The sequence below is a fragment of the Methanobrevibacter sp. genome, from assembly GCF_045636185.1.
In the GTDB taxonomy this organism is placed as follows: domain Archaea; phylum Methanobacteriota; class Methanobacteria; order Methanobacteriales; family Methanobacteriaceae; genus Methanocatella.
The window spans coordinates 1-13,140 of the sequence record NZ_JAZTXC010000071.1 but is presented as its reverse complement, the minus strand read 5'-3'; the positions used below and the strand labels follow the sequence as shown (position 1 = coordinate 13,140).

The window sequence follows — 13,140 nt, the reverse complement described above, 5'->3', positions numbered from 1 at the left end:
GATGGATTTAGAAAATTCCATCAATAAAATCATCTAACTGATCGTTATTAGCTTGAGCTTCACCAGCAGATTCCTCATCATCATCAAAATCAACATTTGATTCTTCATCATCAGTATTGATTCCAGAAACAACAATAGTGGTTCTAACAGTACTTTGTAATGAAGAGTCAAGTTGAGCACCCCAAATAATATTAGCTTCAGGATCCAATTTGTCAGCAACAACTTGAACGATTTTTTCAGATTCATGTAATGTTAAATCTTCACCACTAGATATGTTAATTAAAGCACCAGTAGCATTTGAAATATCGATGTCGAGTAAAGGACTGCTTAATGCTTCATGTACGGATTCTAATGCTCTGTCTCCAGAGTCAGATTCACCCATACCAATCATTGCCATACCTGAACCTTCCATGATACTCTTAATATCAGCGAAGTCTAAACTTACAATACCTGGTTTAGTAATTAATTCAGTGATTCCTTTAACAGCTCTTCCTAAGATTTCATCAGAAACTAAAAATGCTTTAGTTAATGGAAGGTTTGGAGCTACTTCTAATAATTTATCATTAGGAATAATAATTACGGTATCAGCTGCTTCTTGAAGTTTTTCTAAACCATCATCAGCATTGTTTCTTCTCCTAATACCTTCAGCAGAGAATGGCATGGTAACAACAGCCACAGTCAAAGCACCTAATTTTTTAGAAATTTTAGCGACAATAGGGGCTGAACCAGTACCTGTTCCTCCACCAAGACCGCAAGTAACAAATACCATATCTGCGCCTTCAAGTGCTTCCCTTATTTCATCTTCAGTTTCTTCGGCACATTCTTCACCGATGCTTGGATCTCCACCAGCACCTAGTCCACCAGAAGTTTTTCTACCTAAAAGAATTTTTTTGTCAGCGTTACTATAATATAAATCTTGTGCATCAGTATTGACAGTAATAGTTTCAGCACCTTCAATACCAATATCATTTAATCTTGAAACTGTGTTGTTTCCTGCACCACCAGCACCAACAACGAAAATATTAGTTTTTTTGATGAATCCGATAAGATCTTCATCAATATCGGACGTAATAGTTTGTTTGGAATCAACTTTTTCCATTCTTTCTTCAGATTCTTTTATTGCATCATCTATAAATTTCACGAATTAACCCCACATACTCTACTTAAAAATAATATTGTTAAATATTTCTGTTTAAACTAATATTTAAATGCAACTATATTTATAAAAAATTTAAAAAAATAGTTATTAAACCGGCAATTAAATCAAATTAATCCTTTGGCATAGCTATTATTTCATGAATTTTCAAGTTGAATAAATCTTTAGCATTAACCGGAGTTAATATTACTGCAGTATCAACACCAGAACCTCTACCACCAATAGCTATGATTCTATCGCCCACAGGAACTAAACCTGCATCAGCAGCCATTATAGATATCTCACAGGCAACCTTTACACCATGGGAAATCATACGCAATGTATCGGAAACAATATCCAAAGGAGCAAATCCTCCATATTTATTAGTTACGCCACGATTTGCACCACTGAAAGCATGGCATCCAATAAAAGTCACAATACCTTTTTCATCAAGTTCATCCAACATTTCATCACTTATGTCCAATTCATTCTCTTCCTTAAATCCGGAATGATGTGTTACATTAATGATTTCTGCATCGCCATTTATTGCATCATATAATTTTAAAGCAGATTTGCCTGTTGCAGACGCTATAACAATATTATCTATTTCATCAGATTCATCTAATCTTTCCTTTACGGCAGCAACTAATTCATCAGTGTAGTCTTCACCTTCTTTTTCAAAGTATGTTATCTTCATATTAATTCACCTTTAAATATAATATGCTATTATATAATATTTAAGATAACATGATTGACGAAAATATAAAACATGTAATCAATGGAGATTACATGGTAATTCCTATAGAAACCGGATATATAAAACCAAATGAAGATTTGAACTCAATAATAATACCTGCCCGTAAATTAATGGAAGATGGAGATTATCTGGTAATTGCAGAAACACCCATTTCTGTTTCTCAAGGCAGATTAATCGATGAGGCAGAATACACACCATCACTTACCGCCAAATTTCTAACGACCTTCTGGAGCAAATATCTATGGGGATATGTTTTAGGACCGCTATTGAAAATCAAGAAAAGAACCATTAAAAATTTAAGGAGATTACCCGAAGAAACTAAAGCCCATAAGGAAGTTGTTCTGCAATTATATGGACTTAAACATGCATTGAAACCTGCTTCAGAGGCAGGAATTGACTTGAGCAATGCTCCGGGAACTTGCGTTTCACTGCTTCCGAAGGATCCTGAAAAAGTTGCATGCAAAATCAAGGCAGAGATTGGAAAGGAAGTTTGCGTAATGATTATAGATACAGATGCAACATACATGAAAAATGGCAAATACTTTACAGGCCTGCCAATAGCTATCGACGGAATTGAAGCAGACAAAGGATTTTTCGGATATGTAAAAGGCCAATTGAGCGAAAACATGGGTTCAACACCATTAGGCTGCAGCGAAGAGATTGGCGTGGAAAAAGCTTTAAAAATAGCAAACATTGCTGAAGACTATCAAAAATCATTATCTACAGAAATGAAAACAATTCATAGTGTCAAAGAAGTTTTAGGCACCTCCGAAACTGGAGTGACTATTGAAGCTCTTGACAGCATAACACACACCCCTGCAGTTATCATAAGAAAAATTAACTAACTTTTTATAATAGAAAAAACAAATTAATAATATTATTGTTTAGGGGTAATTTAATGATAAATAATCCAATAGTTAACGATTTTTTAGAACAAATTGTAGACGCTGACGATTTAAAAAATGTTAAAGCCATCATCCAAGCATTAATTGACGGAATTGAAACCGATGAAGCGATACATGAAAAAACAGACATCAAATTGAATACTGTTAGAAAATTATTATACAAATTGCATGATGCTTCAATTGCCAACTACAAAAGAAACAAAGACCCTGAAACTCAATGGTTCACATATACCTGGAAATTTGACAAAGAGGAATATGTGGAAAAAATTACTGAATTCTACACAGAAAGGTTAAATGAAAGGCAAGAGCTGTTAGATGATTTAGAAAACAATTTATACTTCATCTGCTGTATGGACCCGGAACATTTCAAAGGAGATTACAGTGAATCTTCAGATTTTGAATTCTACTGTCCGGTATGTGACTATGAACTAGAGCCATACGATGCTAAAAAAGAAAAATCTTTATTAAAAAGAAGGATTACAATTGATAAAAAGAATTTCAAGAAATTTGAAGAAGCAATTAATGAATAAATTGATATAATGGAAATTGAAATTCTTAAAAAAGAAAAAACACCACAGAATGTAATAGACCACTCTATAGCAGTGTGTAAAAAAGCATTCCAAATAGCTGAGAATTTTCCCAAAGCAGATAAGGAACTCATAAGAAAAGGTGCATTACTGCATGATATAGGAAGATCTAGAACTCACGACATTACCCATGCAGTTGAAGGCGTTAAAATTGCCCGTGAATATAACTACCCCCAAGAAGTTTTAAATATAATTGAAAGGCATATTGGCGCAGGAATTACCAAAGATGAAGCCAAGGAATTAGGTCTTTTTGAAAAGTCTTATGTTCCGGAAACTTTAGAAGAAAAAATCGTTGCCCATGCAGATAACCTGATTAGCGGGACAAAAGAAGTTGATGTTGATTATGTAATCAAAAAATGGAAATTCCGTATGGATAATCCTGATGACAATATTAAACGTTTAATTAAACTTGATGAAGAATTAATACAAGCTTTTAAGGATGATTAGAATGAAAGTGATATGTTCAAGTGAAGAATCATTATACCGGCCTGAGGCTGTAAGATGGAGACAAAGGATGGAATTAATGAAGCCTATTGGAGATAGTGTCGTTTTACTCCCATGCAGTATGAAAAAACCTTATTCCAATTCCAAATCACATCAGGCTTTCAGAAAAGTTACCCGATCATTTCAAGAGCTTATTGTAACTTCACCGTTTGGAATATGTCCAAGAGAACTTGAAAACACTTTTCCAATCCAGTCTTACGATGTCAGTACCACAGGTTCATGGTCCCAGGACGAAATTAGGGAAAGCGGACAGCTGATAAAAAAGTACTGTGAAGGCAAAAATGTTATTGCTCATCTCCACGGAGGATATTTGGAATCCTGTGAAGCATTTTTAGATGATTTTACTCTAACTTGCAAGAATGGAAAGCCAACATCCCCTGATTCAATATATAACTTAAGAATGGAGCTTAAAAACCATAATAAAATTAACAGAAGAGATAAGGTTTTGAATGAACTCCGATCAATTGCCGTTTATCAATTCGGGCCAAAGGCTTATGAATTCATTCCAGATGATGTCAAAACAAAAGGCAGATATCACAAGCAGATTATAGTTAACGGCAAACAGATTGCCATGTTAAATAAAGATTATGGGCTTTATCGCCTGAATTTAGCTGGTGGAGAAATTTTAAAAGATTTGGGTATTAATATTGTCAACATAGATTTTAATCTAGAAACAAATACTGTTTTTGCTCCAGGAATTAACAAAGCCGACCACAATATCATTCCTAATGATGAAGTGGTTGTTGTAAAAGATGACGAAGTTGTTGGAGTGGGCAGAGCCGTTTTAACCGGCCACGAGATGGAATTATGTTCAAATGTTATAGGTGTTAAAATAAAACATCGTGTAAAATAAATTTACAAAACAATAATATATAAATATTTTAAATTATCAACATAAAATATATTAGTTGTTATACAAATTACTAATGATTATAAGAGGTGCAATATATGTCTGAAGAATTAGTAAATTCAATTAGAGATGCAGTTTCTGTTATTAACGATCCTCATATGGGAATAAGTATCGTTGAAATGGGAATTGTACAAGATATTAGTGTAGAAGGCGACGAAGCAAAAATTGTTATTAAACCAACCAACCCTGGTTGTATGAGTGTTACTCGTATTGCTGCAGATGCTAAAACTCAAGCCGAAAAGGTTGATGGAGTATCCAAAGTTACTATTGTTGTTGAAGGCCATGTTATGGCAGATTCAATCAACGAAATGATTAACAGATAATTATATTTCAACACCACACAACTACCATCCATTCAAGTTAGTTTATGACAATTAACTTGAACATTTTAATTTTTTATCAAAAAACAATGAAAAACCAAAACATTTATATAATGATGAAAACCATAAATATATTTGTTGTTACATAGGCTAGTGGCACAGCTTGGTTAGCGCGCTCGGCTGATAACCGGGAGGTCATGGGTTCGAATCCCATCTAGCCTACTTTTCTAAACTATTTTTACTGAATTATTTTTTACTTGATAATTTTATCTAAATTTTTTCAATATTTTCCGAATATTTAAATACTATATTCTACATAATATAACTTAAATGTACAAAAATGTGTAATGGAGAATAAAAATGTGGGAAATCATAGAAGAAAAATTTAAAAAATACCCTGCAAGAATACGTGTTGCAGAAAAGATGATTGAATTGGGCCTTTCAGTGCAAGAAGACGGTAAAATATACTGTGGAAATTTAAAAATAAGTGATAAAGCATTAGCAACAGCATCAGACGTTGATAGAAGAGCTATTAAATCCACAATTGATGTGATTAAAGAAGACCCACAATTATTTGATTTGTTTAATAATATTATTCCTGCCGGAACATTGCTTAAAAATATAGCAAAAATAGTAAATTTAGGTGCAATAGAAATCGAAGTTGGATCAGATAACGAAGGAGTACTTGCTGCAACAACAGAACTAATTTCAAAAAATGGAATAAACATAAGGCAAGCTTATGCTGAAGACAGTGCAATGCAAAACTTTCCGATACTTACAATAATAACGGAAAGTCCTATTGATGGTGATTTGTTAAGTGAATTTTTAAAAATAAAAGGTGTCAATAGAGTATCAATCTATTGATATAAACCAGATTCCATTCTTGCTTTTTCCATTTCTTTATCTTCTTCTTCAAGAACGTCCAATAATTCTTCCCAAGCTTCTAAAGATTCTTTAGCAGCTTCTTCAGATAATTTTTCAATAGCATAACCCGCATGGATTAAAACATATTCACCAACTTCTACATCCGGAAGCAAATCCATTTTAGCAGCCTGTCTTGCTCCACCAAAGTCAGCATATAACACATTTTCTTCTCTGTCAATTTTAACTATTTGTGCCGGCGCTGCAATACACATATTTTTTCATCCCCTCAATATTTAAATTAGTTAATAAATAAAATATATTATTAATTATTATATAAAATTAACTAATAGGTGATGAAGTGACAAATATTGTTATTGGATCAGGTCCTGCAGGAAGATTAGGTTCTTATGAACTTGGAAAATTAGGAAAAGATGTTATTTTAATTGAAAAGAATCATATTGCAGGAACTTGCTTAAATGAAGGATGTATGGTTATCTGTGCACTGAGCGACATATCAAAATTTATCGATTCAAACAGACGTTTTAATGAATTCGGATTTGTTAAAAGCCAAATCAGTGTAAGTTATGATAAAATAGTGGAGAAAATAACTGAAACACAGGAATTTCTAAGAAAGTTAAACCAAATAGAAAATGAAAGCGTTGGAAATAAAATTATTTATGGAGAAGCCAAAATCAACGAAAATAATGTAGAAGTTAATGGTGAAAGCTTAGAATACGATAAATTATTACTCGCTACCGGTGCAAGGCCACATATTCCATATGTCAAAGGCAGCAAATACGGATTGACCAATAAAGATATTCTAAAAATTGACAACCTCCCTGAAAAGCTGAATATTGTTGGGGGAGGAATTATTGCCTGTGAACTGGCCAACATTTTCTCAACATTAGGAAGTGAAGTCAATGTTATTGCCCGAAGTGAATTCTTAAAAGAAATTGACCCTGACTTCAAAAAATATATATTAAAATATATTATACCTCAGGTCAATATCCTAGAACATACAGACATTAGTGAATGCGGTAAGAATAAAGTTGTTCTTTCAAATGGTGATGAACTTGAGGGAATTCCATTTTTCGCAACAGGAAGAATCCCAAATTCAGAAATTGCCCAAGGTTTTGTTGACATTAACCCTGACAATACCATCAAAGTCGATGAGTTTATGAAAACTTCCCGCGATAATGTATATGCTGCGGGCGATGTTACCGGAGGCTGGCAGCTGACACCAGTAGCTCGGATGGAAGGTATTTGTGCTGCAAGAAATATGGCAGGATACCTGAATAAGATAAGTTACAATTCAATTCCGCAGTGCATAAGTTTGAACAACGAATACAGTTTTGTTGAAAATGAAAAAATCAAGGATGTGAAAACAGAAACCATCACTTTACCCTCAATAGCTGGACCTAATTCCTTTTGGAAAATACTGACAGGAGACACAGGTTTGGCAAAAATAGAATTTGATAGTGAAAACAACAAAATTAAAAAGATAAATTCCATTTCCCCATCATCAGTAAGTGACGTGGCATATTTATCTTATTTAATGAGAATAGATTCTCCGTTAGATGAATATTCTAACTTTTTGGAAATACATCCGTCTAGCGATACGAACTATAAAATTATTAAAAATTTGTGGTTATAATTTATTTCCACAAATATCAATTATTTTTTGTGCTAAATTAGATTTTGTCTCTAATAAAATCTTAGCATAATGATCAGCACCTTCTTTTAAGGAATCATAATTTTCAAAAGCCTGCAAAACAGTTTCATTAGCATGTTCCATATCTGTTTCCATAAGGGCTCCTTTAAAGACACCTTCCATATTGTGATATCTTCCCCATTTGATTTTGGTTATGGTTACAATAGGGACTTCAGATACCAAAATCTCTTCAATTATAACTCCATCATCAGTCAGGACTGCCAAATCTATAAATTTATTGAGATGGTTTAGCCAATCAATGAATCCCAGATAAATAATTTTATCTTCATTGATTAAATCCAAAAACTCATCCTGCAGAGGATATCCAATCATTACAATATTATAATCATCAGTAAATTCAGCGAAATTGTTTGCTGCTTCAATTATGCCTTTAAAAAGAGATGAACCTGAAGAGAATAAAATAGTTTTTTTGTTTTCATCAAACAAAGGATACTCTTTAAGTTTTTCTAAAGCAACTGCACTATCACCGGAATCAACATCATCATCCAATGGATAAAATGTTTTGGATATGTTTTCAGGCAAAACATCTTCCTTAAACATGTAATATTCCGGCAAGATTATGGTGTGATTTAATCTAGGACATACTTTCATATCCAAAGGAGTACAGCATAATGTAACGCAAGGCTTTCTATTCAACTTAGCACCGAGACTTGCTATAACAGATCCTCCTCCGATAACTCCAACAACAAAATCAACATCCAATTTTTTTATTAATTTTCTTGCTTTTAAAGCAGCAGATAATGTTCTTAAAGCAGCTTTAGCAGAAGATGCTTTAGTTGCGGCATGTCCTCCGGCCATAGGAACAGTAATTTTATGCCAAGAGTAACCATGTTTTTTAAACAATAATCCTGGTGCTTCCTCATCCAGTGCAATTTCACATTCGACGCCTTTTTCTTCAAGGGCTTCAATTACATTTAAAGCAACAACAGCATCTCCACCTAATCCCCTTCCAGTTACAACAATTAATCCCCTCATTAATAATTCCTCCTAAGAGAATTAGGTTCTGGAATAAACATGTTCGGATGATTTGCATGGGGATTGAATAATAGTCTTCTGAAACCTAAGGAAATCAGTAAATCATTATTAACCTCATATTGCTTATCCTTAAGAATCCATTTACGGAATAAGTCACCTAATCCCCCACCTGTTAAAACATCCATAATATAATCACCAAATGTTGGATCAAGAATTCTTAAACGTTGCCTAAAGAATACTTTAAGAGTATTTCTTCTGACAAACGCTGTAAAGCAAACTGTAAATATTGAAAGTAAAATTAACCACCAAAATCCACCAATCAAATAAAATGCAACACCCAAAGCCACAGCAAAACTATGATTTCCAACTTCACCTAACATTATCTTTCCTGCAAAATCCAGTGGACAGTATGCTAAACATACAACTAATATTAAAACTGGAGTATAAATTGCCGGAAGCTCTTCAACAGGGAGAGTTCCTATAATAAACATAAATACGATTGTAACAATAGACATTACCATAGTAACCATTGCACATGAACCCGGCTGCATATCTGAAATATTTAACGGCTGAATCAGTAATGCAATAAAAATTGAAGAAATACCAAGTCCATGAATAAAACCGGCCACCATTACTAAAATCATGCCGATACCTCTTGAAAATTGACCAATTTCCAAATTTACAAAACTGAACTTTCTTCTACCGAAAATATCATCAATGAAAGCAAATACACCAATGATTAAAACAAGGTCATTGAAATTTGGTAAAAAATAAAAAGACAATAAAATAAATGGAACAATACCAACTCCACGAGGAATGCCTCCTCTCACATTAGGATATAAGTTGCCCAAATATCCTCTTTTACCAAAAAACCTAAATACGATATTTACCATTGCAGTTCCAAATAAACAAATAATGAAAACAAAAATAAATGCCGTAACCATCGATGTATACATAACAATAACTCACAATATTTATCACTTATAACTTATAATTATAATACTATATATAATCTATGATAAGGCATATCGCAAAATAGCTGCGATACCACCTAAACTTTCCAATTGCTTGCCGCCATCATGTTCACAACTAATGACCATGACTTCACCTTTCATATTTTCAACCATGTCCATTTGTTGGCCTAAATTATTAGTTGCAACCATTTTATCCAAAATTAGTAATCTGTCGACAGCACCCAAGTTTATGGCCTCACTAGTTTCCTTTAAACCGTATGCTACCTTTGAAGAATTTTGACCAATTTCCTCCAAAAGGTTATTAACTGCCATCATTTCACTAGCTACCCTATTTTCAACAGTAAGTTTTTCCACAGTGCCTTTCTTTAAAACTTCATGAATTCCAACTCTTCCGCCAGTGCCTGTGCTTTCAATGATGGCTTTTGAAGCTAAATCCTTATGTTTGTCCTTAAGGTAGTCATAAAAGTCATTTTTATAGAATCCAGGTCCTGCTATAATAATGTTTTGAATTGAATCAAATTTATTAATTGACTCGATTATGCTTTCATAGAATTTAATAATGTTTTTATCCCTGTTTTTATCAACAATACGCTTTCCGGAGATGTTTCCCTTAACGGGGCCATAATATTCAATTCCAAATTGTCTCATCAAACCTAATGTGGCCGTATCATCTTCAATTACAACGATGATTGCAGACAATTTTTTGGAAGCATCAATAGCCTGTTTCAATCTTTTTAATGCCCATTTAGGCCATTTCAATTTTTTTATTGTTAGAGGAGTATTCAATTTGACTTCTAGAGTGTGATGTGAGCCCAAAGGAATTAGATCCTCAGGCCCTCTTGTAATAACTCCCGTCAATCTTAATTTTCCAGTGAATAAATGAAAATTAATACCTTCCACATCAATTCCTAAGTAAAATGTTTTTTTAACACCCCTATCGCTTCTTAACTTATCTCCAGTGTTATCCTGAATACGTCGAGTTGTTTTAGATGAAACATTATCCTTAACTTCAACAATATGGGACAGGTGCCACAAATCATCCAGAGTTTCTGGAATGACCTCAATAACTCCTTCTTTTGTATCTTGCTTAACGATTTTCATTGTATTAATTATTTATATGTAATGTTTATTAAAGTTATTAATATGAAAATTGGAATAATAGGTGGAACTGACGGTTTAGGAAAAACCCTAGTTTATTATTTTAGGGATGAATTTGAGGTGACCATAACCGCAAGAGACCATAAAAAAGGTCGCAAAGTTGCAGATGAGTTAAATGTTGAATATATTGAGTCAAATATTGAATTGGCTGAAATGAGCGATATGCTGATAATATCTGTCCCAATTAATGTGACAACATCAGTTATCAAGGAAGTCGCTCCATTTATGAAAAAAGACTCAGTAATGATTGATGTTACCTCAATAAAAGAAGAGCCAATGAAAGCTATGCAAGAATATCTGCCGCCTAACGTCGAATATATTCCAACCCACCCTGTTTTCGGTCCAAGAACAACAGAAGTGGACAATCATGTAATCGTCCTGACTGCACCTGAAAAAGGCAAATGGTATAAAAAAGTCTATGACTATTTGGCAAACAGAAACATGAGAATAATAGAGACCACTGCAGAACACCATGATTTTATGATGAGCATAGTTCAGGTTTTAACCCATTTCTCATTTATTTCAACCGCTTCTGCAATGGAAAAGCTGAAAGTCGATATTTCAGGAACTGAAGATTACGAAAGTCCAATATACAACCTGATGATTGATATGATTGCCCGTATAACTTCACAAAATCCATATTTAACCTATTACATCCAATCAATGAACAACAATGGAACAAAAGTCAGAAATGCTTTTAGTGAAGCCGTTAATGAACTCAAAGATGCAATTGAAGCGGAAGACGGTGACAAGTTTGTTGAAATAGCTATAAGAGCCACCAAAAATATGGGAGATACTCAAAACGCATTGGGTAGAAGTGATAAAGCAATCAGCGCTTTAAGTCACGAATATAGTCTGTTATTTGATTCTGTTGGAAAAGAAATGGCCCTTAGACACATCTATTCAGGAAAGGTCCATATTGGAGTTTTAGAAAAAGTAGACGGTAAAACTGCAACATTGGATAATGGAACAAAACTCAGAATTGCAAATATTGAAGTTTTAAGCGATGAAGAGTTATACCAATGGAAATTAGAAAACATTAAGCAAAAACATGCAATAATAAGTTGCATATTCAGCGAAAATGTAACTCCAAACATTATTGTTGAAACCCTGGAGAATATTGAGGATGTTGTAAGCATAGTTTTAACTGACATTTATCAAGGCCCTCAAATTGACGATGGCTACAAGAGCCTAACATTTGAAGTTAGTGCACTATCAAAAGAAGCAATTGACAATGTTAAAAATATTCTAACCGGATTCGGTGGAGTTTTAAGATAGCTGCTTTTTAGTGCTTGGTACAGCCACATTTCTTGAAACCACCCGAGAAAAAGAAGATAATAACCATAATGTCCATTATTTCATATTTACAGAAACTTTTTAAGTCGATAATTGCTTCAACGATTAATTAACTGCTCAACTCAGCACCAATTTCAAAAGCTTTTTTAATATCTGATGCTATTTGCTCTTTCATTAATTTAAGTTCATCATCAGATGAATTATTTCGCATAGTTGCACTGATCTTTCTTGAAGTGAAAATTACCACATCACCATGTAACATTTTAAGCAAATCTTCAGATTGCTTGAGATGAGGGAGAACAGACTTTTCAAAATAACCCAAAGGAAAATTAATAGTATAAAATAAGCCAACATTAACTTTACCATTAAATTTGTTTCCCGTTTTGTAGGAAACTAATGAATATATTAATCTTTCAAGCAACGCCAAATAATGACTTGACGGTTGTGAAAAAAATATTGGAACACCAATCAAAAGAGCATCGGAATTGAAAATCTCCTCAATCAATGGCGAAAGGTCATCATTCCAAAAACATTTACAAACTTCTTCATCTTTTTTGCACATTGAACATACTCTGCAACCACTTAAATTTAAATCATACAAATTAACATATTTGGTTTCAGCACCAACAGATTTTGCACCTTCCAAAGATGATTTCATAAGTTTTGCATTATGTTCATTATCTTTAGGATCTGCATTAATTACAATTGTTTTCACAGTTTTACCCACCATAATAATTCCATGCCAATAATGAGTTTTTAATATTTTCATCAAAACCCTGTTCAAATGAAAATTTTTCTTAAATAACTATTTAATAATATCAAATTTCTCCTTTAAAAACTTTTACCAATCCATATTTAACAGGAAAATTATACATGTTTTCTTGAAACCTCCAAAATCCAATATGAACAATTAAAAAAATATTAATATACAATATATGAAAATACTATTTTAATACAATGAATCAAAATTTGATAATAAATTTTAAACAGTTAGCTAATTTTATTAATTTTTAATAAAATATT

At 33.1% G+C, this 13,140-nt stretch carries 15 protein-coding genes and 1 tRNA gene; 9 read left to right on the top strand and 7 right to left on the bottom strand.

From position 1 onward, the window contains the following. Positions 1-7: 7 nt before the first annotated feature. Together ftsZ and ACKI3Q_RS04430 are read right to left on the bottom strand one after the other, a co-directional pair. Positions 8-1,141 (bottom strand): cell division protein FtsZ, encoded by a 1,134-nt coding sequence (ftsZ, locus tag ACKI3Q_RS04435; RefSeq protein ID WP_407414660.1) that lies wholly within the window; start codon positions 1,139-1,141, stop codon positions 8-10. 127 nt (positions 1,142-1,268) lie between these two features. Beyond that, the gene (locus ACKI3Q_RS04430; RefSeq protein ID WP_407414662.1) at positions 1,269-1,838 is read right to left on the bottom strand and encodes a pyruvate kinase alpha/beta domain-containing protein; all 570 of its coding nucleotides are present in this window, start codon (positions 1,836-1,838) and stop codon (positions 1,269-1,271) included. 44 nt (positions 1,839-1,882) lie between these two features. On the opposite strand from ACKI3Q_RS04430, the gene ACKI3Q_RS04425 reads away from it, so the two are divergent. The 7 genes from ACKI3Q_RS04425 to ACKI3Q_RS04395 all read left to right on the top strand — a co-directional run bounded on the left by ACKI3Q_RS04425 (position 1,883) and on the right by ACKI3Q_RS04395 (position 5,982). Further along, complete coding sequence (locus ACKI3Q_RS04425; RefSeq protein ID WP_407414658.1) at positions 1,883-2,737, top strand: coenzyme F420-0:L-glutamate ligase; 855 nt, start codon at positions 1,883-1,885, stop codon at positions 2,735-2,737. 53 nt (positions 2,738-2,790) lie between these two features. Continuing rightward, positions 2,791-3,327, top strand: coding sequence for a transcription factor (locus ACKI3Q_RS04420; RefSeq protein ID WP_407414656.1), 537 nt, complete (start codon positions 2,791-2,793; stop codon positions 3,325-3,327). Positions 3,328-3,336: 9 nt separating this feature from the next. Further along, a complete protein-coding gene (locus ACKI3Q_RS04415; protein ID WP_407414654.1) occupies positions 3,337-3,831 on the top strand; it encodes a TIGR00295 family protein in 495 nt (164 codons plus the stop codon). Between the two features lies 1 nt (position 3,832). Further along, positions 3,833-4,741: a DUF5591 domain-containing protein gene (locus ACKI3Q_RS04410; protein ID WP_407414652.1), complete on the top strand. Its 909-nt coding sequence runs from the start codon at positions 3,833-3,835 to the stop codon at positions 4,739-4,741. A 95-nt stretch (positions 4,742-4,836) separates the two neighbouring features. After that, complete coding sequence (locus tag ACKI3Q_RS04405; RefSeq protein WP_407414650.1) at positions 4,837-5,121, top strand: metal-sulfur cluster assembly factor; 285 nt, start codon at positions 4,837-4,839, stop codon at positions 5,119-5,121. 144 nt (positions 5,122-5,265) lie between these two features. Then, a tRNA-Ile gene (locus ACKI3Q_RS04400) sits at positions 5,266-5,340 on the top strand. A 138-nt stretch (positions 5,341-5,478) separates the two neighbouring features. Beyond that, positions 5,479-5,982, top strand: coding sequence for an amino acid-binding protein (locus tag ACKI3Q_RS04395; RefSeq protein WP_407414648.1), 504 nt, complete (start codon positions 5,479-5,481; stop codon positions 5,980-5,982). Here the strand turns inward: ACKI3Q_RS04395 and ACKI3Q_RS04390 are convergent. Continuing rightward, complete coding sequence (locus tag ACKI3Q_RS04390; RefSeq protein ID WP_407414646.1) at positions 5,976-6,254, bottom strand: HypC/HybG/HupF family hydrogenase formation chaperone; 279 nt, start codon at positions 6,252-6,254, stop codon at positions 5,976-5,978. The two genes, ACKI3Q_RS04395 and ACKI3Q_RS04390, sit on opposite strands and share 7 nt — an antisense overlap. An 86-nt stretch (positions 6,255-6,340) precedes the next feature. On the opposite strand from ACKI3Q_RS04390, the gene ACKI3Q_RS04385 reads away from it, so the two are divergent. Continuing rightward, positions 6,341-7,636 (top strand): FAD-dependent oxidoreductase, encoded by a 1,296-nt coding sequence (locus ACKI3Q_RS04385; RefSeq protein WP_407414644.1) that lies wholly within the window; start codon positions 6,341-6,343, stop codon positions 7,634-7,636. Here ACKI3Q_RS04385 and ACKI3Q_RS04380 read toward each other — a convergent pair. From ACKI3Q_RS04380 to ACKI3Q_RS04370, 3 genes are read right to left on the bottom strand one after another with little or no spacing between them, the layout of a single operon-like run. After that, a complete protein-coding gene (locus ACKI3Q_RS04380; RefSeq protein ID WP_407414642.1) occupies positions 7,631-8,689 on the bottom strand; it encodes a glycosyltransferase in 1,059 nt (352 codons plus the stop codon). The two genes, ACKI3Q_RS04385 and ACKI3Q_RS04380, sit on opposite strands and share 6 nt — an antisense overlap. Next, positions 8,689-9,645, bottom strand: coding sequence for a cell wall biosynthesis protein (locus tag ACKI3Q_RS04375; protein ID WP_407414640.1), 957 nt, complete (start codon positions 9,643-9,645; stop codon positions 8,689-8,691). Before ACKI3Q_RS04375 ends, ACKI3Q_RS04380 begins: the two co-directional genes overlap by 1 nt. Positions 9,646-9,702: 57 nt before the next feature. Further along, positions 9,703-10,764, bottom strand: a complete 1,062-nt coding sequence (locus ACKI3Q_RS04370; RefSeq protein WP_407414638.1) for an mRNA surveillance protein pelota — start codon at positions 10,762-10,764, stop codon at positions 9,703-9,705. A 42-nt stretch (positions 10,765-10,806) separates the two neighbouring features. Between ACKI3Q_RS04370 and ACKI3Q_RS04365 the strand changes: the two genes are divergently transcribed. Next, complete coding sequence (locus ACKI3Q_RS04365; protein ID WP_407414636.1) at positions 10,807-12,099, top strand: prephenate dehydrogenase; 1,293 nt, start codon at positions 10,807-10,809, stop codon at positions 12,097-12,099. A 127-nt stretch (positions 12,100-12,226) separates the two neighbouring features. Here ACKI3Q_RS04365 and ACKI3Q_RS04360 read toward each other — a convergent pair whose 3' ends face one another. Further along, a complete protein-coding gene (locus ACKI3Q_RS04360; RefSeq protein WP_407414634.1) occupies positions 12,227-12,832 on the bottom strand; it encodes a flavodoxin family protein in 606 nt (201 codons plus the stop codon). Between the last annotated feature and the right edge of the window lie 308 nt (positions 12,833-13,140).

Bases quoted from the DNA above. Each gene is read 5' to 3' on its own strand.
- ACKI3Q_RS04420 (WP_407414656.1), top strand. From the start codon at position 2,791: ATGATAAATAATCCAATAGTTAACGATTTTTTAGAACAAATTGTAGAC.
- ACKI3Q_RS04410 (WP_407414652.1), top strand. From the start codon at position 3,833: ATGAAAGTGATATGTTCAAGTGAAGAATCATTATACCGGCCTGAGGCT.
- ACKI3Q_RS04375 (WP_407414640.1), bottom strand. From the start codon at position 9,645: ATGTATACATCGATGGTTACGGCATTTATTTTTGTTTTCATTATTTGT.
- ACKI3Q_RS04415 (WP_407414654.1), top strand. From the start codon at position 3,337: ATGGAAATTGAAATTCTTAAAAAAGAAAAAACACCACAGAATGTAATA.
- ACKI3Q_RS04370 (WP_407414638.1), bottom strand. From the start codon at position 10,764: ATGAAAATCGTTAAGCAAGATACAAAAGAAGGAGTTATTGAGGTCATT.
- ACKI3Q_RS04365 (WP_407414636.1), top strand. From the start codon at position 10,807: ATGAAAATTGGAATAATAGGTGGAACTGACGGTTTAGGAAAAACCCTA.
- ACKI3Q_RS04380 (WP_407414642.1), bottom strand. From the start codon at position 8,689: ATGAGGGGATTAATTGTTGTAACTGGAAGGGGATTAGGTGGAGATGCT.
- ACKI3Q_RS04395 (WP_407414648.1), top strand. From the start codon at position 5,479: ATGTGGGAAATCATAGAAGAAAAATTTAAAAAATACCCTGCAAGAATA.
- ACKI3Q_RS04390 (WP_407414646.1), bottom strand. From the start codon at position 6,254: ATGTGTATTGCAGCGCCGGCACAAATAGTTAAAATTGACAGAGAAGAA.
- ACKI3Q_RS04425 (WP_407414658.1), top strand. From the start codon at position 1,883: ATGATTGACGAAAATATAAAACATGTAATCAATGGAGATTACATGGTA.
- ACKI3Q_RS04405 (WP_407414650.1), top strand. From the start codon at position 4,837: ATGTCTGAAGAATTAGTAAATTCAATTAGAGATGCAGTTTCTGTTATT.